Genomic DNA, 22,904 nt, shown 5'->3' with positions numbered 1-22,904 from the left:
CATATAAAAACCGATAAGTGAGCTATGAGAATAGTTCATTTATTGGTTACATTTCTACTTTTCCTACAATTTACCTCATGCTCGACAACTAACTCTGGGCTTAGGTTACCTGCTTCTGTAAAGACGACTAGTACTGAACTTTCGTGCAAAGAAGTTAGTACCAACTTTATTCAAGTTGATTCCGCAAATACTGAATTAGCAAATATTTCCGGATTAAAGTATCTGACGCAGAAATTTTCGGAAATAAAGCATATCGACAAATCTAATCTTGTGGCGATCTTACTTCGTTATAGATTAGTTACTCAAAATAATGGAAAGAGAGTTGTGGATATTCCTCTTTCTAAGTTAAAGGCGATCCACCCTATAAATAGAGGAGCGTCTCTAGAAAAAACAAAGGCCAGAGCGGCAAGTCTCGCTCAGTACACTTCGAAAGAAGGTATTCCCGATGTCATTACAACTGATATTCAAGAAGCGACTATAAAGTCTAGAATGTTGATGAGAGCAGTTAAGACTGATGATGGAAATTATATTGTCTTTGATGGAAATGGAAGACTCTTCGCTCTTAGAGAATTTGCTGAGCAAGAGAAGTTAGCAAATATTCCAATTTCAATTGAACTCTACGATATTGAATACTCTAAAATAAAACACCTAATTGAAATTAGAAGAAAGCATCTTTACGAAACGGGAGAAGATGTTACTGATGCAAAGAAAATTCTCTACAAGAGTCATATTAGCGACACTGAGCTTTCAGATATGATTGAGGAGTTAAGCTCTCAGAGAAAGAAGTACAGCGCGCTTAATCGTTTTATGGCCAAGAGTGAAGATGCAAAAGCGATGAAGTCTTTGGCCAATGAACTCGATGTAAAAGTCAGACAGCTACAAAACGTAAAGTTATGGAGAGAGTTTGGCTATGGCCCAGCTTATAAGCAAGGTATCACTGAAGAGCAGATTGACTTAATGGTTAATAAGAAAGTTCCACTTGGAATGAACTTAGAGCAATTTAAACAGATGAAAGCGGAACTTCTACAGGCCCTCAATGCTGAAAAAGTTGAAAATGGTAATTTCATTGTAGATGGCACATCAACTACATTCTATTCAAATAATCCAACAAAGAGTTTAGGGAAGGCTTTTACTGTTAAAGGAATGCTTAAGAGTGATATTGATTTTAAGGTATTCTCACCAGCGATGGCGCAAAGAATGAGAGAAGCTAATTATAAGTGGAACTCCCATGAAGAGTATTTTAAATCTCGATGGATGGAGAGTGAGTTCGCGGCATTAAAAGAATTCAATCAAAAGTGGTCTAAGATTCTAGGTCGAAAAGTGACAGTCATTGGCGTTGATAAAGAAATCGTAGAGACTGATCAGTATGGAGACTTTATTGTTAATCTCTCAGGTCAATAAATTCGGCCTTAATTCCAAAGTGATCTGAAATAGGTTTTTCAACAAAAGTTCTTCTCGCTTTTTGAAGCTGGAAAACTTCTTTTGGATAGAAGATATAATCTAATTTACTAATATATTCAGAATCAACGTATTCATTTTCATTAGCACAATATGTACAAATTCCCGGAAGTGTCGAAGAGTAGCCGGCGTCAACTAACTTAGTAAAAAAGTTTTCATCTTCTTCTTGATTAAAATCCCCCGTAAGAATCACAGGTGCATCGCTAAAATCACTTTCAATCTTCTTTAGTATATAGTCGAGCTGATCAACTCTCTCGACCTTACCCTGAGTGAATGGGCTTAAATGAATATTGATCATATAAAGCTCTTTCTTAGTAGGTGAGAGAATCTTTGTAATAATCATTGTTCTCTTTCTAAAGAGTTTACTATGGGGAAGCTCAAAAGCAGTCTTTTCTAGAATTTCAAATCTAGAGAGAGTGGCCAGGCCCTCTTTGATAATTAAAGTATTATTGGTTCTATAGTAGTGAGTGTTAAATTCTTCTTTTTTTACAATGGTATTAAAGAGACTCTTGCCAGTAAAACTTTGCCAAGCTTCTTGGAAGTTCATAATGTCTGCACTTTCAGAAAAGTACTCATCATTTAAATTCTTAAGTCTATTTTCGTAATCGTTGGTATAGTGCCAAAGGTTTTGTGTACTCACTGTAAATGAAGCATTTACAGGCAGGGCAAGAGTGATTGCTAAGATTAGCAGTAGTTTAGACATTATTTCATCCATGAATAGAGTCACTTAAATTCTTTCAAAAAGAATCTTCAAAGTCAAAGAAATGCGATTTCTCGGCATGGAACTTGCTCTTATATAGGTATAACTATTTTAAATAACGCAATAACAAGGGGTTATACCAATGAAAGTGACTAAGTTTTTATCAATTGTCTTGTTCGTTTTCATTGCGAGTGTAACGTCCTCGTCTGCTGCAAGCTCTTTTAAACAAGTGAGAAATAGTTTGTGGGTCTTTGGTGTCGATAACTCGAGTACAACAGAGGTTGAAATGGTTGAGCAGGGGATTACTCAATTTGCTGAGCAGATAGAAGAGAGTAAGGAAGAGTCTGCTGAGGTGGCTTCGCAGCAGGAGTTGGAAGTGCCAGAGGAGCTCGATTTGGCCATTGCAAAGTTTGAATCCTAATGGGTTCCAGGTGCCTTTTAAGGCGGCTTCGCACAAAAAAGGCAGCTCGAGAAAATAATTTTTTGATTTATTTTTGTAAAAAACCAATAGAACTAACACCTTGAGTGAATAATATTTATTTTTAGATTGCAGAAAGTCTAGTATGGGACGAAGACCTACTATAAGAGAAAATAAATATCCATATCACATTGTAGCAAGAGCTCATAATAAAGAGTGGTTTCCGCTACCGATAGATCAAATGTGGAGTCTCTACATTGAGTTACTTGAATTTCTAATGGATGAATTCGATGTTCGAATTTATGCCTTCACGTTAATGAATAATCATTATCATTTGATGATTCAAACACCACTCTCAAATATTGATATCGTGATGTATTGGTTCATGAAGAAATCGACATTGAGAGTTCAAAGAAAAACAAGTCGTATTAACTCTATTTATGGAGGCCGATACAAGTCATCTCTTCTAATAGAGCCTACTCATAGATTGAATACTTATAAGTACATTTTGAGAAACCCTGTTAAGGCTCATATCACTAAGAAATGTGAATACTATCCATTTTCAATTTGTGAGCACTTCCAAAGTGATATCCTAAAAATTGAGCCTCTAGTTGACTTGAAAGACCATAGTCTTATTACTGACCAAAAGGTCATTGACTGGCTCAATATTGAGTATAGTGAAGAAGAGGATCATAGTATTAGAACTGGATTAAAAAGACCTATTTTCTCTTATGCAAAAAATAACAACACTAAAAAACAAATTAAGCCCAATCTTTTTATTAAGGATGCTTAGTACCTTAGATTTATCGACCTTTTAAAATGTGTAAGACCACTGGTCCCTGAAAAAGCACCTGGAACCCGTCTATAGGTGTTCTTGAATTAGAACATTTCCTTTTATCTTTCTATATCTTCCCAATATTACATTCAAAAAAATTGGCAAGCTAATTGCTTTACATAGATCAAATTAAGAAAAGTATTCAAATTGATTTTTCAAACTTAAGTGGGGGCAAAATGAAAAAAATATTGATGACAATTCTAATGAGTCTAACTTTCGTGTCGTGTAGCACATCTAGCTTGAAGGTTTCACAGGATGATCAGAAGGTCTATAAACTCTTTAATGGGGTTATTTTAGATCAGAATGAATTAATTGCTATGATTGAAGAGTACTCTAAAGGTGCTGAAAATGTAGTGAATAAGGAGGCTGCAGAAGTAGCGGAGAGTTTTATTAGAGAGAGTAACTATAGTGAGTTACTCTTTGATAAAGCTCAAAGTTCAAAGAGCTATTCCGAATTTGAGGAAAATTCTTTCAAGTTTATAGATAAACCAATCGTAAGGAAATTGAATCTTCTTAGATTAAAAAAAATTGATGGGCCTGAGTTTACTAAGTATATAGAGAACTTCAATAGGATTGAAGATGCAGCAAAGAGATTAGATCTTGTAGAGAAGATTGTTGAAGTAGACTTTCCAAACTTTTACCAAGGAGACTTCTCAGCAAAGTTACTTCTTATGATTAGTAAACTTGATAGCACTAAAAAACAGCTATCTTTTTATAGAAGATTAATTTCCAATTTAAAGTTAATAACTCTTCAATTGAATCTCTACTTATTTCAAGCTGTGCCAACTAAAACTCTTTCTGAAATTGTTAAAATTCAGGAAGATGAAGAATATAAAAAGAGTCGTGCCTTCATTGAGGAATTTCAATTAAAAACGAATGAAGAATATCTTGAGATGCTTTCAAAACGATTAGAAGAAAATGGAATTGAGAAGGTTGAATTCGTATCTCTTTTAGGAAAGCCTAATTCCTAATATTTAGGAATTATTATCCATTCTTGAAAGGGCTATTGTGAGAGTTTAATCAGTTTGAAAACTTTCCTTGGAGCTGCGACTGGCTTAAGCAGCTCCGTTTAGTCTTTGTTGTGTCCTGAAAAAGCACCTGGAACTAATTGGGGAGTAATTACAATAAATAGTATTTTCTGGTGAGTTTTGGCATGGTGTATGCTACATAGAGGGTATCGAGCGAATGTTTTTATTGTAAGTAAAGGAAATTACATGAGAGCCGTTGTTAAAATTCTATTCACTGTTAATGTTCTATTCATCTGCGGATATTCCACAGCTTCGGAATGCCATAGCTCTAAAACCGTAACACCAACTACTGGAAACTCTAGAAGTATCGCTTCTGAAGTAAAGACTATTGATTCGTTTATTTCAACAGACAGATCAACTGAGGTTTCAAAAGGTTTATATTTAAAATCAGATAAAGCAATTCACCCTTCAGATGATAGGCTAGTCAAAGGTCCAGACTCACCAAGATATTTAGATGCAGTTGGAAGACTTAGAATTGAGAAGTCTAATGGAAAGGCAAATATTTGTGGAGGATCCCTTGTGGCCTTTACTCCAAAGCAGAGTTCTCGCATTGTAGTGACTTCGCTACATTGTCTAGCTGGGAATACTGCAACTTGGACAACAAAGACTAAAGATGGAAAGACCATCACTAGAAAAGTAAAAGAAGTAATTCATAATAATTGGGAATCAGACGTCGCCTTTCTACTCTTAGAAGACTTTGTAGACTTCAGAGATGTTCCCCCACTTATCTTAGACTATAATGGAGGATCTTCTCTAGATGGTCACATGAGTAATGGAGTTGAGTTTGCGGCAGCAGGCTATAGTGCCGATGCAGAGAAAGGAAAGGGCGGAACGGTTCTCACTTACGATGTTACAGGTGATATGGCGGCGAGTGATGTTTCAGGAGATCCAATTGGCGGTGTCAGTGATGATATTACGACGTTTGGTGGAGCCAGTGGTGGTGCAATAATTTTGAGTTATGAAGTAGATGAAGACTACGCTCCAGGAATATTAGAAGGAAAGCAGGCCTTTCTCTTTGGAGTGATTAAGGGTGGTCTCACAAATGACTTTGCTAGCTCTAATGGTGTTGAGGGGTCGAATAATACAAGGTTTGTGACTTATGAGAAATTTGACTTAGACCTAGCTGACTATATGGAAAAGTATAATGGAAAGATTGATGGGATTGCCGATGAGCCAGATTGGGATTTCTAAAAGTAAAAAGTAATTTCTAAATATTGATAAAGCCGCTCAATGAGTGGCTTTTTTATTTCCAAAATCGCCAATAATAATTGCCAGGTAATAGTTAAAGTTTTCAGTCGGTTATACCGTAAAGCAGATAAGTTTAATAACTTGAATTAGAATGAAGGTAATGAATATATTAGCGAAAACGGTCCTTACATTTATTTCTTTAGTGTCACTTTCTCAAGCTGAGGTTAGCCTCGAATCATTTAATAGAAGAGTCACTTCTTTTTGTAGTATGGAAAGTGTAGATAGTTTGAAAAGAAGTAAAATTGTTCTAACTTCTAAAGTTCAGGGGACTATGTGTGTTGATCAAAGTGGAAGTTTAATCCCAATAAAGCCAAGCCTTTTAGATATAGATAACTTTTTTAATAAGAGAAAAGCTCAAGGTACTTTAGAAAATCTTTGCAGTAGAAAGTACAAGAGAGGTTGGGAGAAGTTAAGTTTGACTGCATATAGTTCGGAGTATGAACTTCCTCAAAACTCATGTATCTGCGATATGGTCAATAATTTTGATGAAACGAAAAAGTCAATCTGCTCAAGTGATGATGATAAGCATCCTATCAAACAGCATATACAAGAAAGTGCAAATAAAGTTCTTATCACCAATTCTATTCAGTTAGAAAGAGAGGCCGAGCACCTTCTTGATATGATGAGATACTACGGTATTGAAGAAGGGTTATGTGAAGAAGAAATTGAGCCCAAGTGTGAGGGAATTGAGAAGGCCTATAGTGAGATTGATCTAGATCTAAATGAAGAAAATAAAATGTTTTCTTTTTTAAAAGATAAGCAATTTAATCCTATTAGTTATTTGAAGAGTCTTAAGAAGAAGAAAGGGAATTTCTATCAGCCTAAGCTTGAGCTTCACTCAGCTACTTTAAAGAATTATTTGAAGAATAGAAGCAGTAGTATAGATAGTGCTAAGTTTCAGAATATTAAAAATTCCTCTGACTTACAAAAGTTAATAGGCAAACCAACACACCAGTACATGATGGATATGCACGCCTTACGTTTGGACGTAAAAGAAAATGGAAATAGTCTAGAGGGCTTTATAAAGAATGAATTGGCTTTAGAAGACTCAGGCAAAATTATGAAATCTCTCTGTAAGTTTAGTGATAGTGATTCAGATAAAGTGAAAGAACTCAAAATGAAGATACTCACTCATGAGTCACTTTCTCGCTTCTCTTGTGCAGATAATGAGACAGAAGCTCAGGTTTGAAAAGAAGAGTCGGGCCTTAGCAGATTTGATAAATAAGTCTTCTCAGAATGTAGATACGGAGCCTTTTCTAGCAAATGCTTTAAAGAGTGAATTTAGAGATGAATTTGCAAAAGAAGTCTCAAAGCGCTGTGAAAATTTAAGTAAGAGAGTGAGTCTTATTTGTAGTATTCCTACAATGGAGATCCATGCGCTTGTGGAAGAGGCAAATAAAACGAATGATTCAGCTTCAAGAAATGCTCTTTTACATATGTCGAGTCAATCGAAATCAGATTTAGATAGAAACTTGGACTTTGCTAGTAACTTGAGCTGCCTAATGGGCCCAAAGCCTGCTCGTGCAGAGGTCTTAGGTGCTTTAGATACTGCTCCTATTGATATGAAGGCTCCACCGACTATTTCAGAGACTGATAGAACAGTTGCAGAACAGAAGGCCCTGCACGAAATGAAAATGGCGGAGCTTGCCTTTGTTGAAAGCGTAAGGGACCGAGTAAGAAGTTACGCTCGTGATGTTGGAATTAAAGAAGGGACTCCTGAGTTTAAAGAGCTAACAGATAGTTATGAGAATTTAATTCCTGAATCATTGGATGGAAAAATCAGAGTCGGTATGAGTGATGAGGAATTTGCCAAAGCGAAGCAGAGTTTTATTAGAAGTGCTGATAAGTATAGAGATGAAAAGCTCAACAAGATTCAAGACTCATTAGTTAGAAGATATGGAAGATTGGCGTCTAGGCCGAATGGGAAGAATATTTTTTCAAGTGAGCTCGGTGCACTTAAGCGTGAGATCGATGAAGTGACAAGAATCACTGGAAAAAAACCTGCAAAACAATTTGTAGATAGGTTCTTTTCATCTGAACCAGACTCTTTTCAATCTTCGCCATCTTATAGTTCTAAAACGAATTCTAGCTTTATAGTTCCTGAGATTTCAGCCAATTTGCCAGAAGTGAATGGTGATGAATACAGTAACGAGAATAGTGACGAGGAAGTTGAATCGACTTCTTCAAATAAAGGAAGTAATGAACTCGACACGAGCTCTTCTAGCGCTCAAGTACCTTCTTCTAAGAAGGGAGCGGCAGCGACAGCGAGTGCGGGAAGTCGCGCGGGAGTTGGTGGATCTAGAGGTCTTGGAGGCCCTGGCGGAGGACGAGGAAACTTTAGAGGTTTAGCCTCAGTTCCTAGTGGTGTTAGTCTTACAGTTCAAAATGATAAAGATCTGGTAGCAAAGTTAGGAGATTTTGAGAAAGAAGTTTCTGGCAATGGTTTTGGTATTATCTATATCTCAGAAAGAAAGGTCTTTAAGAAGGTTGTTGATGAGAAATTTGATGGAGCTGAGTGGCCTAGAGAGATGACCCTAAAAGAGTTTGATAATAATGCCGTTTCGGAGTTTAACTTAACTCAGGCTGAAAGAGATCTTATGAATGAACTTCTTTTGAAAGAGCGAAGAAAGCATAGCGATCTAAAAAATATCTTCGATGGGGTTACGCGCAAGTGAAGTAGATGAACTCTTATTTTGCGTCGCGTTCCCCTTGACGTATTTTCCTATAGTTAATCAAACATGTTTTTGTTAGAACAGTAACCTAGGCTTGACTCATTAAGACGAGCGTAGTTATATAGTCTTATTAACATACTAGTAGTATGTGGTAGGTACTAAAATATGAAAAGAGTTTCAAATATTGGAAGTTTATTAAAAAGACTCTACAGAATGTATAATTCTCAAATGCTTTCTGTTTTAGAGTCGCGCGGCTTCACTGACTTAAGACCAAGTTTCTTGGAAGTTCTACTCTATATTTGTGAAAATGAAGGTCCATCGATCAAAGATATTGGAAGTGGTTGTGGACTGAAGAAACAAACCATGACGAGCCATCTCAATGAATTAGAGAAGCGTGGTTATATATTTAGACAAGTTAATGCCTCTGATAAGAGAGAGCAGAGAATCTATCTTACAGAATACGGAGAGAAGTTTAAGTTAAACCTCTTTGAATGCTTATCAAATATTGAGCAGAGTTATTCCTTCCTAGTTGGTGAAGTGGAAATGGATAGAATTGAGCATGTTCTTGAAAATTTCCATACGAGACTTACGACAAATCAAATTCAAAGAAAGGCTTCCCAGGCATTTCAAAATTTAACTCTCGATTTCTAAGGGCCCTAAGTTGTAGGGCCTAGATTTTCATCAAGACTTGGCCAGAAACGATGTCCGCCAGACACATTATTTAAATTAAAGAATCCCTTTTTAATGAGTAATTCACAGGCTTGAATAGATCTAAGTCCTTGTTCAGAAAAAACGAGAATAGGTGTCGTTTTACTGCTGATCTCAGCGTATCTTCTCGGTAATTCTTCGAGAGGAATTTTTACGCTTCCCTCTAGCTTCTTTCTGCCTTTAAAGTTTTCGTGGCTTACATCTAGAATGAGAAAATCGAGGTTGGGGTTTTGAAAAATCTCGAAGGCCCTCTGAGGGGAGAGGTCGTTATATGGCTTTCCCATTAAAATATTTGCATCATCAATGAACTCACCATTCTTTATTCTAATAAGATGATTTCTTTGAAGGGAGAGAGAGAACTCTAGTTTCTCATCAATTCTAGAAATATTCTTTTCAATATTGCTAAGTCTATTATTCATAAACTCAAGCATTTGAAACATTTTTAAATCCATATAAAATCCCCATTAAAGTACTCAATGAGTATTATATAAAATAGTGGGGATCAAATGGAATAAGGCAAGATATCCCAGAGTTTTTCACTCAATTAAAAGACAGGATAGAAGTTACCAAAGTTAATATTTCCAGTAATTACAGTTGTTAAGAAGCATGAAGTAAAGAAGATAGCACCTTCATAGACTCCATATCCAATCTCTGCAGATGAATCACTAGTATTGGTTTTAGACTTATTTGCGATATTAAAGTCGTCTTGTAATTTGAATATAAAAATGAGTCCACTTCTAAAAATTGGAATAATGAGAAGAGCGAGAATCAATTTTAATATAACGTGAATGGAGTACCACTTAATATTTAAAAGCTCGTGATCAAATGAGGCATTAATAACAAGTGCCCAGCCCCAAATAAATCCAAGGTATGAGATTCCTACAGCAAGATTCTTTTGTACGAGTAGTCGGTTAAAAGAAAGCTTTGAGATAAGCGAGTAACTCTTAGTTGAAAACCCAAGGAGCACCATTGAGAGTAACCAAAGAAATAGAAGTATAATTATTGAAGACTGAGAAACTGATGAAACACCCTTTAGGATATAGGCCACGGCAATGGCGTTAGAGAAAGAAATGAGTGCGTAGGACATATTCTTTCTCTTGATGATTTCGTCATGATATTCGAAGTTATATAGAACAATACTTTCAATGATATAAATTGAAATTAAATAGATGAAGCTTACCAGAGTCGCATGAACGAAGAAATCAATGAGCACTAGATAGAATTTATCCGACATCGTAAAGTAGAACTCTGAAAGAATAATTCCAATACCTATTAAACGCGAGAATAAATGAATTGTATCGGCAGAGTTCTTGGACGGGAAAAATCTTTTGAAAATTTGAGTTCTCGATGAAGGGTAGAGAAAACTGTGAGCATATTTATAAAGAAATAAGATTCCACATAGAAAGAGTGTAAATACAATTCTTAAAATAAGTTTATCAAATAATTCATTCATGCAATTAGTTCTCTAAGTTAATCATTCCAACTTGGAATGTGAAATAAGCGGTCTATACGTTCACGAAAGTCAGTCTTTCGAACTTCTTCATCTTTTTCTTTCTCTAATTGATTCTTCTCTTCAGAGAGCTTACCGTTGGTTCCAAACTCGTTATTATCTCCGTAATAAGTTTTATCGTGCTCTTCAAAGGCAACGGCAGTGTTATAAAATCTTTCTGTAGGCGTAAATGTTCCCCAATTAAAAATGGCAGGGAAGTGTCTATAGGCCCTATGGAAGACCCATCCCTTTTCTCCTGAATTGAGCATTTCCCAGTGTCCGTAAGCAGGGTCTCCAACATAGAGAATTCCAGGAGGCATAGGGATATCGCTTTGAGTATTCTTCTTTTCACCTCTGCGGAAAATAGACATTCCGATATTGCCTTTATTCTTCTCCCAAAAAGAGTAAGAAGTTCTAACAATAATCGTCTCTGGATGTTTAAAACCGTGAACAATTTTATATTTTTGGAAATAGGTCTTTATTAAAAAGCCTGTTTGAAAACTGTCGAGCAGAATTATGGAAATAGGAGCGCCAAAGAAGAAACTAGGAAAGATCTTTTCATTGGGAACATGAGGGGCCCTTTTCTCTGACGGCGAGAAACTCTTAGAGAGTCCAAGATAGATGAGTGTTAATAAAATATAAATTGAAATTTTATTCATTTTCTATATGTTCCGTACCGCTTGAGAATATAGGTTATTATCTCTCAAGCGGCAGTAACATTCAAGTTATGAACGAATAAGCTTCTCGATTTCCTTCTTCTGAGATTCTGAGAGAAGGTCGAGGTTGCAGTGAAGTCTATTTATTGAATGAGAAGCGGAGAATTTTGTGAATAAGTCTGTCGCCTCATCAATATCAAAGTATTCCTTCTTATTACTTCCATGAGTTTTTCTTACGACTTTCATGGAGTACTTATTAGATGTATTTCCCTCGCTGTAATACTTGGAAAGTCTTCCCTTAGATGAGCATCTAATAAAGTCTATATTTTGGTCTTCTAGATATTTCTGAACTTGCTCTAAATGTAGAACTTGTTCTGAGTTAAACGACTCAAATATCTTTTGAGGAATTTTATTTTTCACAATAGATTGAGCGTATTCATTTTTACTATTTCTCATAATCTTCATGAGATAATGATCGTCGTGCTCAATATACTTTTCAATATCAGCAGGTATAGAGTATTCCCCTGGTGCTGTTCTAAAGTATCTAAAGAGCAATTGCTCAAGACATACGGCCCTATAGTGGAAGTACACCATAACAAACATATGATATCGACTTAAGAGAAAGTCATCAAAAGTAACAACAGCTCTTTCAGAGATACCTAAGTAGGCCTTATTATCGATGATGGCCGGCTCAAGATTGTCTAGTAGCCAGTCAAGATCGTAAGAACCATAGCTCACGCCACAGAAATAGCTATCTCTAAGAAGATAGTCCATGCGATCACAATCAAGTTCACTTGAAACAAGCTGATGAAGTATTCCAAAGTAATTTATACCATCAATTGTAAAGTACTCTGGCTCGTCAGTATCTCCACGAATGAGGTCAGCAATATACTTTCTCTCTACTCCAAAACTTTTTTCTACATCAGTGAAAGATTCGGCAAAAGAGCTATCGGCAATTGCCTTGATTGTATAATCTTCGTGAGTTGCTTGGCGATCAGAGTTTTGATCCTTTTCACTTAGAAAACGCGCAGGAATTTTCAGCTCTTTAAGAGAAGGCATGACTGATTCTGTAGAATGTGAAAGAGGGGCATGCCCAATATCATGTAGTAAGCATCCAAGCTTGAATGTTTCTTTCAGTCTTTGAAAATCTTTGTGACCAATCTTATCTCTAAATAATTTATCAAAGGCCTTGTCTCCAATATTCATAACTCCAATTGAGTGAATAAAGCGAGTGTGAGTTGCTCCTGGAAAAACATACTCTGAAAATCCAAGTTGCTTAATATTTCGAAGTCTTTGAAAAAAATCATGCTGAATAATTGCAATTTCTTCATCTAGAATATGGATTGAACCGTGTACAGGATCTCTAACTTCCATCTTGTTTACGCCTTTTTTTGAAGTTTAGATTGATTCTCTTTGAGCCAATCAACAATGTCAGATGATTCGAACATTGGCTTATTGTCTATGTAAAGACAAGGAACAGTTCTTCTACCTGTATCGCTAGTAAGACGATTCAGGTGCTCCATAGACTCTTGGATATTGCAATAATCAACAGCAATATTTAATTCATCAATGACCCCTAATACGAGTTGGCAAAACGGACAAGCGTCATAGTAGAACAATTCTAATTTCATGTGTAATTAACCTTTGATTATGTAAAAAAAAAAGCCCCCGAAATGGGGGCTTAAATATTATAATTCGTTATCCCTTTCGTCGTCTGTATCGAGACCTTTAGCGTAAAGTTCATCTTCATCATAAGGATTAACTTCATCTTCGTCTTCTGGCTTGTCAAAGGCGTCGTTATATCCCCAACCGTAACCAAAATTTGCTGTCTCATCATCCTTCTCATCGTCAGGATTATACTCATCGAGAGAGTCAGTATTGTTAGTCGACTTTTCTTCAATTTCTGCTGCAATCTCTGGAGCAAGGTCTTCACTTGCCGCTGCAATTTCTACTGTTTCAACTTCTTTATCTTCTTTTACAAAGATTTCCTCTGACTCTTTTAGGTCGTCGTTGAGCTCTAGTTTGTGTTCTCTCTTATATTTCTCAATGGCCTCTTCTTTAGAGAGCTTCTTAGGGCCCTTGTCCACTGGAGTCTTCTTCTTAGCAGAAGATGTTGTCGCTTTCTTTGCAACCTTTTTCTTCGCTGTTTTCTTCGCTACTTTCTTTGCAACCTTTTTCTTCGCTACTTTCTTTGCAACTTTTTTCTTTGCTGCTTTCTTCGCAACTTTTTTCTTCGCTACTTTCTTTGCAACCTTTTTCTTAGTCGCTTTCTTCGCAACTTTTTTCTTTGTCGCTTTTTTCGCAACTTTTTTCTTAGTCGCTTTCTTTGCAACTTTTTTCTTTGTCGCTTTCTTTGCAACCTTTTTCTTAGTCGCTTTCTTTGCAACTTTTTTCTTTGTCGCTTTCTTTGCAACTTTTTTCTTAGCTGCTTTCTTTGCAACTTTTTTCTTAGCTACTTTCTTCGCGACTTTTTTCTTAGTCGCTTTCTTTGCAACTTTTTTCTTAGCTACTTTTTTTGCAACTTTCTTTTTAGTCGCTTTTTTAGCCACTTTCTTAGCAACCTTTTTCTTGGCTACTTTCTTCTTCGCTGCCATAGGAAATTCCTCTGTATAATTCTATTGATAATTTATTTAATATTTTTTCTGAGTATATAAATAAATAGTGACTTTTTTCAAGTAATTTTAGTGCGTCAAATCGCCAAAATCATTCAATTGTCCATTTTCTAGTTCATTTACAATTTTTGTACTCAATAAGTCACTAGGAATTTTAAAACTTACACTTCCAGAACTACTTCCCGCCGCTTCGGAATATATTGGTTTTTCTTGATATGTTCCTTGTCCACTCTCTGCGAGGGCCCTCATTGCCACTAATTTTGTCGAGTAGTAATTTCTCTTTGCACTCAAGATAGTGGAGTAAACATTGAAGGGGTGAAGAAGCTCTCCCTCGTCGTTTGAGCCTTGTCTCTCACCTGGTGCGTACGCAGTTAGAAGCTCTTTATTTGAGACAGGTTGCTTATAGGGAGTTCCACTATTGGGTTTAACGTAACTTGTTAAATAAAAATACTTATAATTTTCTCCACCCGTATCACTCTCTGTTTTAATATAATCTCTAACAAGCTCTCCGAGAGGCTTGATGTCACACTGAGTACTACCGCCGTTAAAGAATTGATTAAAACGAGTGGCCATACTTAGAGAGTCACAATTACTTAGGTTGTCTAGGCCAGCGGCTAGTGGGTAGATGGTTTCCGCTGCATTCTTATATGTATCGGTTCCCGTTGAAGGAGTTGCAGCAATTGATTCGGCAACTTCTTTTAGAGAGTCTAAATATTTATCGATGGCCGTTTGATTACTCATCATAAAGCTTTGAATAATCGAGATAATAGCATCAGGTGTTGAGTAAAGAGTATCACTTCCCCAGATTGGTCCAAAGAGTTGGTAGAGAGTGTTTCCTGTAAAAGGACTGTTTCCTTTCTTTTTGACCACAGGGTAGGCAGCTAGCTTCTCAGGATTAGAATCTCCCTCTTCAAATGTTGGAATCATATAGTTAAGGGCTTCATACCTTGTAGGTTGTCTGACGCTCTCAAGGGCCCTTTCAATCTCGACAGCTCCAACAATTGTTGGGTCAGCAACTTGAAGGTGGCTGGCAAACTTAGAGTATTGTTTTGCGTCGTAGAGACCAAGCTCTTCAAGTGGCTCTGCAATGGCTGAGGTGGTTTCACGAATAGTTAAAATTGCACCTTCTGTACTCGTTGTATGCTGAGTGAGATCTCCCATTGAAACATAGTCGTAGAGAATATTTGGAATACCAAACTTTACATCGATCCCCGCTGCTGGCGAGCCACCGATAACTGAGGTTGCACTCTGAACCCAGAAGTCCTGATTGTTAGGGATTGGTCTTCCTGCCCTAAATGGTCCCGGAGGGACAAGAAGTGCGGAGACATAAGGAAGTGTTCTATTTTGAGCATTTTCAACTCTTGGAATAAGAGTGGAAGCATTTTCATCTCCAAAGCCAAAGAGCATTGGACCGACTCTACCGCCAAACGGCTTGGCCGCTGCATAGGCCTGAAGTGTGATTCCATTAGTATCTGTAAATGGATAGAAGAGCCCAACAAAGTTCGCTTCACCTTTTACTGCGTAGTAAGTGAGAACTTTTGGGTTCTTAACATAACCGAAGATGTATCCAGGAACTGGCAATCCGGTTTTTGTAGAACCACACGCCGATTCTACAGGTGTTGATCCAACGATAGATTGGATCGCTTCACCACTATTATTAGTTACCATCGTTGTGTAGAAAGTTACTAGATTAAGTGGATAGGCGATAAGGTCAAGATACCTTTTTTGAGAGGGATCAAAAGATGTTGAGCCAAGGTTAACGTTTGGACTCGGTGGCATTAAAAGTCTACTGAGTGTTCCGTTCTTTGCATCAAATATTTTTGGCTTAAGCTCTGTTAACTTAAATGATCCACTAAACTCGTCTTTAATCTCACCAGACTTATAGGTTCCACCTGAGAGATTTCTAAAGGCCGATTTAAAGGCCTTAATTGGTCTTTCGTTATAAGGGTTACCAAAAGATCCTCCAGCGTTGTCACTGGCCAAAGACTCAATTGTTTTACACGAAGAACTTCCAAAGCAGATAGGGTCATCGACTGGTGGGCGATTGACGATGGCCTCAAGGTTTCTCATTCTAAGGGCCAACTCCATTGCTTGAATCCAAGCCCCAGGTCTATGAGTTGCGGCTGCTGGAGTATCGCTAAAGAAGTCTTTCTTGATTCCGTATGCCCAAATCATTGCACTCGCAAAATTTTTGACTGACTTAGTAGAACAGTTATCTGCTTTGATCTTTGCAATTGTATTTTCAAAACTCTCGTGTTGGTCATCAATTCCAGCAAGGCCCGGAGCCTCAAACCTTGGAAGACCAGGAGTTGAGACAAGTTTACAAATATCTTTTGATCCACCGAAGGCCATACATGTTGATGGAAGATTATAGGGATCTACTTCACTTGAACCAGGGAAGGGGAGGAGTCTGAAGCTTGTTTTATTCTTAGTTGCGACAACGTCGGCCTTGAGTTGGTCGCTAAGTCCAAGGTGTCCAATGACATAGTACTTAAACATCCACTCTTTATAAGTATTTCTCATCTCCCAATTCATATAGGCGATATTGGATAATTGTCTTGCTTGAACGGCTGCTCCAGACCATGCGGCAGCATCGACTGCATTTTGAAGATTGATCTTGGCCTTAACGAAGAGACCAACATTAATGATAAAGGCCATCATGGTAATAATAATCACCATAATAATTCCCAGGAAAATACTGAGCTGTCCTTTTTCGCTTTTGTAGATCTTTCTCATTGGGCTCTATCTTAGCACTATAAGATACTGATAAAAAAGGTCTGAAATCTAATAATGTGGAAAATATTGCCGGGAGCAAGGAGAGACCACTTAGACTGCTTTGGCACCGGCCCCATTGTGAAATCAGTGTTTTGGGCATAGCAAAAATTGGAATGAATCTTGATATATAGTGCATAGGCTATGCTGAATTGTCGGTAGCGTAGCGCGGAACGTTGGTGCACGGCTCATCCTATCAACAGTTTTACTTTCTTGGCACTTCGGTGCGTCTAAAACACGTCTTTCTCCGGTGGTCGCGGGGCCATCGGAGCTCTATTTGCGGTGCGTTTGGAAGATTTTACGCTCTAAAAGTAGAAGTGTTTTATTGCTAGAATAGATGAAGGTAAAACTCTTTTGGAGAAAGAATTTAATGAGAAGACCAGACTGGCAGCCCTTAGAGTACAGAACGTTTAAACATAAGAATCCAAAGATGGAATTCTTCTGCCCTCTCTGTGGCACTAAGAGAGCCTTTCACTCAACTCCAAGACTATCACCTAAGAATTATCTACAACTCGTACTAAGTTCTCTTTTAGTGGGAGCTGCGCTCGCACCTTTGATGGGCGCAAGATCATACTTTGTCTTCTTTGTTTTCTGGGCCATTTTTGAAGCGGCAGTAAGAATGAACTTTAGAAAAGACATCCCTTGCCCACATTGTGGATTCGACGCCTCTTGGTATAAGAAAGACGTGAAAATGGCGAGGAAAATCGTTCATGATTTCTGGGCCACGAAGCAACCAAATGCCCAAATGCAGGAGAAGATTAATGAGTTCGATGAAGGGCAAATGCCTCCGCCTCAGCAGAATTCTTCAAACCCCTACGCCAGTTATTAGAGCTGGATCTAAAAGTTATTTTTAATTTCAAACACTTAGGATTTTAAGTATTTCCTCCATCTTTGCTTTGTTCAAAAGCGAAGAAAATATCTTTTAAAAGGGCTGTTTTCGTAATATGTTTTAACGATACCAACACACACTTAGCTTTGGTGAGAAAGTATCGTAGGTGCTCATCATGAAGGAGGAAATCATGAGTGTAAATAAAGTGATTATTTTAGGTCGTTTAGGAACTGAACCAGAATTAAAGTACACACCATCTGGTGCTGCAGTTTGTAATTTCTCTGTTGCGACTTCTGAAGGTTGGACTGATAAAAGTGGTCAAAAACAAGAAAAAACTGAATGGCATAGAATGGTTGTTTGGGGAAAAACAGCTGAGCTTTGTAACCAGTACCTTTCAAAAGGAAGACAAGCTTACTTCGAAGGTTCACTTCAAACAAGAATGTGGGAAAAAGAAGGACAAAAGCATTACACAACTGAAATCAATGTGAGAACTGTTCAATTTATTGGTGGAGCCTCTACGGGAGCTTCTCAATCAAGAGATAATAGCAATTACTCTCAACAATCTTCTCCATCACAAGATAACAGCGCTATGAGCCAGGATTATGATATTTCAACTGACTCGAACTTCACAAGCGATGATATTCCGTTCTAGAAATTGTGATTAAATACAATTAACATAGTTAGAGAAGGGCATTTATTTAAATGCCCTTTTTTTATTCTAGCGGGAGAGTTGTATAAAGCTTAAGGAATTAAATTCTGATAAAACGATTACCTATCTACTCACTATCGTTTTATTCATTAAACTCTTCCTGGAAGGAATGGGTTATCCTATCTTCATTGATGAAGTCGTCAATTTAGAGGCGGGGGCAAATTTCTTAAGTTCGTTTAGCTATTCAAATACTTTCGGAAATTACACTCAAAGCTTTGATCCTTTCATTACAACTGGCCCTCTGGCAACACTAATTGGTGGATTGCCACTAGTTCTTGGATTCCCAGTACTTTATTCAAGAGTACTATTCTTATTGGTCTCTCTTTCTCTATTGATATTTTTACTGAATAAAATTGCACGCTTTCATAATTTTAAATTCTATCAAGTACTAACTCTAAGCGGAATACTCCTGGGCTGTTGGAGTGAAATAGCATTATACTTTTCTATAATGTGGGGGGAGGTCTTTGGGAGCTTGATACTTGTTGCGGGAGTATTGCACTACCAGCAAGGAAAACTTAGAAGTGCGTTTTTACTTTTTAGTAGTGCCGCCATACTTGTAAAGACTATATTCGTGTTACCTGTCTTAGGATACTTTCTACTTCTCTTATTAAAGAATATACCCTTGAAAAATAAGATCAATATCATTCTATTATCAATGTCTCCTCTTGGATTTGTTCTCGTGAATATATTCTTTGATAGAGGACTTGCAGGAGTTCTACAGTATCCCTTTGATGTCATAGCGGCATTTAGTCAGAATGGCTCAGGATTAAATTCTGAAATGAATCAAGTATCTATTTCCCTAGTATTAGAAAATGTGAAGATAGTATACTCAAATACTGGTATTGGGATTTTTCTTCTCTCATGTATCACTCTTATTTTTGGAATAAGAAATTGGAGAGAAAAATCATTTGATGACCTCACTCCTTTATTTCTCTCTTTTCTCTTCTACTTTCTATGGTTCTTTATGAAGGGGAGGGCAGAGTTAACAAGGCATCTCGCTCCTATGATATTTTGCTGTTGGTATATTTCTTTAATTCCGATGTTGAAGATTTTAAATAAGAAAGAAAATTATCTAAGGCCTTTGTTGATTGGACTCTTTTTCATTCTCTACGTTCCAAGTATTCAAAGAGATAGAGGAATTATTTTGGATGATCTTAAAGAGACAAAGTTCATTGATCATTCGTTAGTAGATGAAAACTCAAGAAGTATTCTAAAAGAGATGTTTGATGATTAGTAAGAGAGTACTCCTTTGTCTTTTATATACTTTAATTTTTGCTCTATTTGTGTGGCCAGGAGTTAAGTATAATAAATTAACAAAGAGTACTTCTATACAGGCCTTAAGTATTCTAAATACGAATCATGATACTGGTCGCAAATTCTGTCTATCAAAGGGGATAAGTATTTTTGATAGAGTAGAAGGTGAAGTCGAGTTTAGCTCCTTACCCAAGGAGAAGTTTGTATCTTGCCAATTTCTATGTGGAAAAACTAATCAATTCGCTTATCCAATAGATTACTTAGATAAAGAAAACTTTAGCAATATAAAGAAAATTGTAATGAAAGGGGCTCTTTTTTTAAGAGATTTTAGAGGAGAGTACAATAACGTAGACGGAAAAGGAGAGTGGTTTTTTAAAAGCGAACAATGTGCGATCAATATCTCTAGTCTATCTTCTAGTGTCTCAAGAGATTGCAACATTTCATATAATTATTTTCAAAAAGAGGTATCCCTCTCTAGAGAGGAAGTAGTCTCTTCTATTAAGATGTTTGAACAACGCTTAAGATTAAGTCGATTTATAAAGATGGCAAAAATTCATTTAATTGTAGAAGTTCCTTTTGATCAAGGAGATCTATGTGAATTTGGCTGTTGTGAAAGCTCTAAGATGAATATTATTTTAAATAATCATTCCAATTAACGTTCTTCTGTATACAATCAGAGATTAATTGATGCCCTCGAGCAGAAGGATGTGGATTTGTATCTGAGATACGACCACCCTTCACTTCATCAAATGAATCACATGTAAAAGCTTCTATTTTTAAATCATTTAAAATATTTTCAAACTTAGGTGAAAAACTAGAGAGCTTCACAATGATAAGGTTTGTACCTTTATTCGATAATACTCTCTTAAACTCTTTTAAAAGTGAGTTTGCTCTCTCATATGCACGAGACTTATATGTTTGACCAAAAGTCACACGATCTAATAAGTATGATCTGGAGAAATCTAAGAAACCATTGCGATCAAAGTTAATCTCATTGTGAACAACCTTTGGAAGATCTTCAAATTCCAATTGAAATTCTCCATTACTAGCGCTCAATCTATTTTTTCGATGGCCAGAAATCCAGTGAGTCAGGTTTGTTCTCGTTATATCTTCTTCAATCATTGCGAGGATAACTAGAGAAGGGGCTGCGTTTAAACTTAACTGATTGTACCAAGAAATCATTTGGTCTAATCCATATGCACAAACACCTAAGTTTGCTACTTCGCTATTAATCCTCTCGCCAAGGATTGTAGGCCAACTCTCTTTTGATTTAACTCCATCTCCAAAAGTATAACTATCTCCAAGTGCTACAATTTTAAAGTCACCAATTAAAAAGTCTCTATCTTCTCTTAGACCATAGTTATTTAAATGCACATCTTGCTTGAACTCATCGAGAGTCTTGAAGTTTTTCTTATGCTTCCAGCCTAATTCACTATCATAAAGTGTCCATGAGTTTGGATTCTTAGGCCAAGCACGAAAAGTATTGTCATTGACTCTTATAAGTACTTCGAAGAGAAATAGTAAAAGTAATGAAGTGAATAGGAAGTACTTAAGGTTAAACATCTTTTGCCCAGTTATATCCTTGCATAAAGCAGTGGTCCTGATTACCTAGCTCATATTTCCATGCGCCAAAGCGCCCCTTACTTTTAATAGAGTACTTATCTAGTGTGCGATTAATCTCTTCGAGATTTTCATTTCTTCCAAGAGTTGGAATTGGATAGGCAAATTTACTTTGAAAAGACCACTTAGACTGAATTGATTCTCTATTTTCAATAAACCCCTCTTCTTCAAGATATGCTAGGGCCATATTCTCTAGCTCTATTGTATCTATTTCTTTATTAGATGAAGTCATCTCTAGAAGTAGAGAGTAACAGTGGTCATTTGGGGTATTATTATTAGAGTAGTTGGAGAGGACTGTCATTCTGTAGAAAGGAGCTTTTCCAGGAAAATATATCCAAGACTTATCTTCTATTTTCTTTGGCGCCTTACCTTCTATCCCCAATCCAAGACAGTAAAGAGAGTTGAACTTCAAGTCTTGATGATCAATTTTTAAATTCGCGTATTTTACTAAATTTATGAGTGGGGTAGTGTTAAGTAGGTTTTCAAATTCAATGATGAGATTATTATCTGTGGTGACCTGCTTATTTTCTAAATCGATACTAATGACACTTGTATTGTACTTTATCTTCTCTTCGCCAATATACTTCGCGAATGAGTTCCAGATTGCACTTGTTCCACCTTTTTTAGGAAAGAAGAACTGACTATTTGGTCCCCAGGATTTAGTTTTCCTCTCTACTGGAGTTGCCACTCTCTTTTCGATCCATTCAAAAGACATATCCTCTAGTGAATGAGACCAAACCTTTGAGTTATACGGAGTCATAAAAATTTCGCAGACCTTATCTCCAAAAGTCTTATTAAGCCAGTCATGAAAATTTTGAACCTTTAAGTTCTCATCAACTTTATTATCTAGGATTCTCTTATCTCTTACTTGCTCTAAGTTGGACTGGAATGGGTAATCAACAAAGTATGAGTCCATATAGACATAGGCTTTTCTTTCATGAAAGAAGATATTCTCTTTTCCAAATACATTTGAAATAGCATCTAAGTATGTTGCGTCCTCTGAAAAGTGCACATGTCCACCAATCTCAAAGAGGTAGCCCTCATCAGTGATAAAGCTTCTAGATAGGCCACCAGCACAGCTTTCTCTCTCTAATATAAGAAAGTCATCATTATTATTTTCTTTAAGTTTATAGCCAGCTCCAAGACCACATGGACCCGCACCAATAATTAAATTCTTTACTTTCATATTTTATCAATTTGTTTAAAGCTAATAATATTCTTTAATGTCTTTAGTGCTGCAATAAACACTCCCTTTATATTTAGTGAGGGACGACCGGTTCTTCTCATGGAATGAGAAATTTGAATACTCTTTACTCTACTGTGTTGAGCAAAGAAGATGGAGATGAAAATATTCGGAGCAAAGAAAGGCTGCGTATATTGTTGATAGAACTTTCTTAGGAGATCCGTTTTAATCAATCTAAAAGGGCAGTTATAATCATTCATTCTAAGTTTAAAGAGTGAGTTAAGAAGAAGTGAAAGGGCATTTGATCCAATAATTCTAAGTAGGGGATCTTCGCGCTTTTTTCTATTTCCTAGCACTAGTTCACAAGCTTCTCTTTCGTTCCATAATTTATAAAATTGATCACTGCTAATTTGATCATCGCTATCACATTGAAAAATCCAATCTGGTTTTTTCTCAATTGCTATTTGATAGCCTTTAGTAATTGCAAGACCGTGCCCAGAATTCTCACCTGTAATAATCTGAATATTCTCTAAGCAAGAAGCAGCTTTTTGGGCCACGGCTAAACTCTTATCTCTGGAGCCATCATTGATAACAATAATCTCGTATTTGAGATCAAATTTAGACAGAGTCGTTACCCAAGTTTCAAGAACATGTGAAATGACTTCTTCTTCGTTATATAGGGGGAGAATTAGAATGAGGCTTTCTTTGGGCAT

The 22,904-nt window shown here is 36.7% G+C and carries 22 protein-coding genes and 2 pseudogenes; 12 read left to right on the top strand and 12 right to left on the bottom strand.

Annotation, left to right across the window (positions count from 1 at the left end):
• The first annotated feature begins 24 nt into the window (after window positions 1-24).
• Entirely contained in the window at window positions 25-1,401 is a 1,377-nt protein-coding gene (locus BMS_RS13885; RefSeq protein WP_014245456.1) for a hypothetical protein, read from the top strand.
• Here the strand turns inward: BMS_RS13885 and BMS_RS13880 are convergent.
• Window positions 1,382-2,161, bottom strand: coding sequence for an endonuclease/exonuclease/phosphatase family protein (locus BMS_RS13880; RefSeq protein WP_044557644.1), 780 nt, complete (start codon window positions 2,159-2,161; stop codon window positions 1,382-1,384). The two genes, BMS_RS13885 and BMS_RS13880, sit on opposite strands and share 20 nt — an antisense overlap.
• A 139-nt stretch (window positions 2,162-2,300) precedes the next feature.
• On the opposite strand from BMS_RS13880, the gene BMS_RS13875 reads away from it, so the two are divergent.
• The 7 genes from BMS_RS13875 to BMS_RS13845 all read left to right on the top strand — a co-directional run bounded on the left by BMS_RS13875 (window position 2,301) and on the right by BMS_RS13845 (window position 9,010).
• Window positions 2,301-2,579 (top strand): hypothetical protein, encoded by a 279-nt coding sequence (locus tag BMS_RS13875; protein ID WP_014245454.1) that lies wholly within the window; start codon window positions 2,301-2,303, stop codon window positions 2,577-2,579.
• Window positions 2,580-2,721: 142 nt separating this feature from the next.
• On the top strand, window positions 2,722-3,369 hold the full coding sequence (locus BMS_RS13870) for a transposase (RefSeq protein WP_014245453.1): 648 nt from the start codon (window positions 2,722-2,724) through the stop codon (window positions 3,367-3,369).
• Between the two features lie 218 nt (window positions 3,370-3,587).
• Window positions 3,588-4,382 (top strand): hypothetical protein, encoded by a 795-nt coding sequence (locus tag BMS_RS13865; RefSeq protein ID WP_044557642.1) that lies wholly within the window; start codon window positions 3,588-3,590, stop codon window positions 4,380-4,382.
• A gap of 243 nt (window positions 4,383-4,625) precedes the next feature.
• Window positions 4,626-5,630: a serine protease family protein gene (locus BMS_RS13860; RefSeq protein ID WP_014245451.1), complete on the top strand. Its 1,005-nt coding sequence runs from the start codon at window positions 4,626-4,628 to the stop codon at window positions 5,628-5,630.
• A gap of 157 nt (window positions 5,631-5,787) precedes the next feature.
• Window positions 5,788-6,876 (top strand): hypothetical protein, encoded by a 1,089-nt coding sequence (locus tag BMS_RS13855; RefSeq protein WP_044557641.1) that lies wholly within the window; start codon window positions 5,788-5,790, stop codon window positions 6,874-6,876.
• Entirely contained in the window at window positions 6,821-8,362 is a 1,542-nt protein-coding gene (locus BMS_RS13850; RefSeq protein ID WP_044557640.1) for a hypothetical protein, read from the top strand. The genes BMS_RS13855 and BMS_RS13850 overlap by 56 nt, the downstream gene beginning before the upstream one ends.
• A 162-nt stretch (window positions 8,363-8,524) precedes the next feature.
• Window positions 8,525-9,010, top strand: a complete 486-nt coding sequence (locus tag BMS_RS13845; protein ID WP_014245448.1) for a MarR family winged helix-turn-helix transcriptional regulator — start codon at window positions 8,525-8,527, stop codon at window positions 9,008-9,010.
• Between the two features lie 5 nt (window positions 9,011-9,015).
• Here BMS_RS13845 and BMS_RS13840 read toward each other — a convergent pair whose 3' ends face one another.
• From BMS_RS13840 to BMS_RS13810, 8 genes and pseudogenes are all read right to left on the bottom strand, one after another.
• The gene (locus BMS_RS13840) at window positions 9,016-9,519 is read right to left on the bottom strand and encodes a rhodanese-like domain-containing protein (protein WP_014245447.1); all 504 of its coding nucleotides are present in this window, start codon (window positions 9,517-9,519) and stop codon (window positions 9,016-9,018) included.
• A 92-nt stretch (window positions 9,520-9,611) separates the two neighbouring features.
• Window positions 9,612-10,520 carry a DUF350 domain-containing protein gene (locus BMS_RS13835; protein WP_014245446.1) on the bottom strand — a complete coding sequence of 303 codons (909 nt, stop codon included), beginning with the start codon at window positions 10,518-10,520 and terminating at the stop codon, window positions 9,612-9,614.
• Window positions 10,521-10,537: 17 nt separating this feature from the next.
• Window positions 10,538-11,215: a hypothetical protein gene (locus BMS_RS13830; RefSeq protein ID WP_014245445.1), complete on the bottom strand. Its 678-nt coding sequence runs from the start codon at window positions 11,213-11,215 to the stop codon at window positions 10,538-10,540.
• A gap of 66 nt (window positions 11,216-11,281) precedes the next feature.
• A complete protein-coding gene (locus BMS_RS13825) occupies window positions 11,282-12,586 on the bottom strand; it encodes an HD domain-containing protein (protein WP_014245444.1) in 1,305 nt (434 codons plus the stop codon).
• A gap of 5 nt (window positions 12,587-12,591) precedes the next feature.
• The gene (locus BMS_RS13820; RefSeq protein WP_014245443.1) at window positions 12,592-12,843 is read right to left on the bottom strand and encodes a glutaredoxin family protein; all 252 of its coding nucleotides are present in this window, start codon (window positions 12,841-12,843) and stop codon (window positions 12,592-12,594) included.
• 528 nt (window positions 12,844-13,371) lie between these two features.
• Window positions 13,372-13,452, bottom strand: a pseudogene (locus BMS_RS17765) (histone protein); the annotation flags it as partial.
• A gap of 132 nt (window positions 13,453-13,584) precedes the next feature.
• A pseudogene (locus BMS_RS17760) lies at window positions 13,585-13,671 on the bottom strand (histone protein); the annotation flags it as partial.
• Window positions 13,672-13,893: 222 nt separating this feature from the next.
• Window positions 13,894-16,560 (bottom strand): pilus assembly protein TadG-related protein, encoded by a 2,667-nt coding sequence (locus BMS_RS13810; RefSeq protein ID WP_014245441.1) that lies wholly within the window; start codon window positions 16,558-16,560, stop codon window positions 13,894-13,896.
• A gap of 406 nt (window positions 16,561-16,966) precedes the next feature.
• Between BMS_RS13810 and BMS_RS13805 the strand changes: the two genes are divergently transcribed.
• The 4 genes from BMS_RS13805 (at window position 16,967) to BMS_RS13790 (ending at window position 20,044) form a co-directional block, all read left to right on the top strand.
• Window positions 16,967-17,425, top strand: a complete 459-nt coding sequence (locus BMS_RS13805; protein WP_096910213.1) for a hypothetical protein — start codon at window positions 16,967-16,969, stop codon at window positions 17,423-17,425.
• Between the two features lie 190 nt (window positions 17,426-17,615).
• Window positions 17,616-18,077: a single-stranded DNA-binding protein gene (locus BMS_RS13800; protein ID WP_044557639.1), complete on the top strand. Its 462-nt coding sequence runs from the start codon at window positions 17,616-17,618 to the stop codon at window positions 18,075-18,077.
• 166 nt (window positions 18,078-18,243) lie between these two features.
• Window positions 18,244-19,368 (top strand): hypothetical protein, encoded by a 1,125-nt coding sequence (locus tag BMS_RS13795; RefSeq protein ID WP_014245438.1) that lies wholly within the window; start codon window positions 18,244-18,246, stop codon window positions 19,366-19,368.
• Window positions 19,361-20,044: a hypothetical protein gene (locus BMS_RS13790; RefSeq protein ID WP_044557638.1), complete on the top strand. Its 684-nt coding sequence runs from the start codon at window positions 19,361-19,363 to the stop codon at window positions 20,042-20,044. The genes BMS_RS13795 and BMS_RS13790 overlap by 8 nt, the downstream gene beginning before the upstream one ends.
• On the opposite strand, the gene BMS_RS13785 is transcribed toward BMS_RS13790, so the two are convergent.
• The 3 genes from BMS_RS13785 to BMS_RS13775 are packed head-to-tail and all read right to left on the bottom strand — an operon-like array spanning window position 20,019 to window position 22,904.
• On the bottom strand, window positions 20,019-20,951 hold the full coding sequence (locus tag BMS_RS13785) for an SGNH/GDSL hydrolase family protein (RefSeq protein ID WP_014245436.1): 933 nt from the start codon (window positions 20,949-20,951) through the stop codon (window positions 20,019-20,021). The two genes, BMS_RS13790 and BMS_RS13785, sit on opposite strands and share 26 nt — an antisense overlap.
• Window positions 20,944-22,194, bottom strand: a complete 1,251-nt coding sequence (locus BMS_RS13780) for a protoporphyrinogen/coproporphyrinogen oxidase (RefSeq protein WP_014245435.1) — start codon at window positions 22,192-22,194, stop codon at window positions 20,944-20,946. Before BMS_RS13780 ends, BMS_RS13785 begins: the two co-directional genes overlap by 8 nt.
• Window positions 22,191-22,904, bottom strand: a complete 714-nt coding sequence (locus tag BMS_RS13775) for a glycosyltransferase family 2 protein (RefSeq protein WP_044557637.1) — start codon at window positions 22,902-22,904, stop codon at window positions 22,191-22,193. The genes BMS_RS13780 and BMS_RS13775 overlap by 4 nt, the downstream gene beginning before the upstream one ends.

The organism is Halobacteriovorax marinus SJ (genome assembly GCF_000210915.2).
GTDB classification, from domain to species: domain Bacteria; phylum Bdellovibrionota; class Bacteriovoracia; order Bacteriovoracales; family Bacteriovoracaceae; genus Halobacteriovorax; species Halobacteriovorax marinus.
The sequence above is the reverse complement of the archived record's forward strand: the minus strand, read 5'-3'. Positions and strand labels throughout refer to the sequence as shown.

What these genes read in the sequence shown, in the direction of transcription:
- BMS_RS13810 (WP_014245441.1), bottom strand. Translation starts at nt 16,560, where the DNA reads ATGAGAAAGATCTACAAAAGCGAAAAAGGACAGCTCAGTATTTTCCTG.
- BMS_RS13820 (WP_014245443.1), bottom strand. Translation starts at nt 12,843, where the DNA reads ATGAAATTAGAATTGTTCTACTATGACGCTTGTCCGTTTTGCCAACTC.
- BMS_RS13855 (WP_044557641.1), top strand. Translation starts at nt 5,788, where the DNA reads ATGAATATATTAGCGAAAACGGTCCTTACATTTATTTCTTTAGTGTCA.
- BMS_RS13860 (WP_014245451.1), top strand. Translation starts at nt 4,626, where the DNA reads ATGAGAGCCGTTGTTAAAATTCTATTCACTGTTAATGTTCTATTCATC.
- BMS_RS13785 (WP_014245436.1), bottom strand. Translation starts at nt 20,951, where the DNA reads ATGTTTAACCTTAAGTACTTCCTATTCACTTCATTACTTTTACTATTT.
- BMS_RS13880 (WP_044557644.1), bottom strand. Translation starts at nt 2,161, where the DNA reads ATGTCTAAACTACTGCTAATCTTAGCAATCACTCTTGCCCTGCCTGTA.
- BMS_RS13830 (WP_014245445.1), bottom strand. Translation starts at nt 11,215, where the DNA reads ATGAATAAAATTTCAATTTATATTTTATTAACACTCATCTATCTTGGA.
- BMS_RS13805 (WP_096910213.1), top strand. Translation starts at nt 16,967, where the DNA reads ATGAGAAGACCAGACTGGCAGCCCTTAGAGTACAGAACGTTTAAACAT.
- BMS_RS13800 (WP_044557639.1), top strand. Translation starts at nt 17,616, where the DNA reads ATGAGTGTAAATAAAGTGATTATTTTAGGTCGTTTAGGAACTGAACCA.
- BMS_RS13875 (WP_014245454.1), top strand. Translation starts at nt 2,301, where the DNA reads ATGAAAGTGACTAAGTTTTTATCAATTGTCTTGTTCGTTTTCATTGCG.
- BMS_RS13775 (WP_044557637.1), bottom strand. Translation starts at nt 22,904, where the DNA reads ATGCCCAAAGAAAGCCTCATTCTAATTCTCCCCCTATATAACGAAGAA.
- BMS_RS13790 (WP_044557638.1), top strand. Translation starts at nt 19,361, where the DNA reads ATGATTAGTAAGAGAGTACTCCTTTGTCTTTTATATACTTTAATTTTT.
- BMS_RS13825 (WP_014245444.1), bottom strand. Translation starts at nt 12,586, where the DNA reads ATGGAAGTTAGAGATCCTGTACACGGTTCAATCCATATTCTAGATGAA.
- BMS_RS13845 (WP_014245448.1), top strand. Translation starts at nt 8,525, where the DNA reads ATGAAAAGAGTTTCAAATATTGGAAGTTTATTAAAAAGACTCTACAGA.
- BMS_RS13850 (WP_044557640.1), top strand. Translation starts at nt 6,821, where the DNA reads ATGAGTCACTTTCTCGCTTCTCTTGTGCAGATAATGAGACAGAAGCTC.
- BMS_RS13795 (WP_014245438.1), top strand. Translation starts at nt 18,244, where the DNA reads ATGGGTTATCCTATCTTCATTGATGAAGTCGTCAATTTAGAGGCGGGG.
- BMS_RS13885 (WP_014245456.1), top strand. Translation starts at nt 25, where the DNA reads ATGAGAATAGTTCATTTATTGGTTACATTTCTACTTTTCCTACAATTT.
- BMS_RS13835 (WP_014245446.1), bottom strand. Translation starts at nt 10,520, where the DNA reads ATGAATGAATTATTTGATAAACTTATTTTAAGAATTGTATTTACACTC.
- BMS_RS13870 (WP_014245453.1), top strand. Translation starts at nt 2,722, where the DNA reads ATGGGACGAAGACCTACTATAAGAGAAAATAAATATCCATATCACATT.
- BMS_RS13840 (WP_014245447.1), bottom strand. Translation starts at nt 9,519, where the DNA reads ATGGATTTAAAAATGTTTCAAATGCTTGAGTTTATGAATAATAGACTT.
- BMS_RS13780 (WP_014245435.1), bottom strand. Translation starts at nt 22,194, where the DNA reads ATGAAAGTAAAGAATTTAATTATTGGTGCGGGTCCATGTGGTCTTGGA.
- BMS_RS13865 (WP_044557642.1), top strand. Translation starts at nt 3,588, where the DNA reads ATGAAAAAAATATTGATGACAATTCTAATGAGTCTAACTTTCGTGTCG.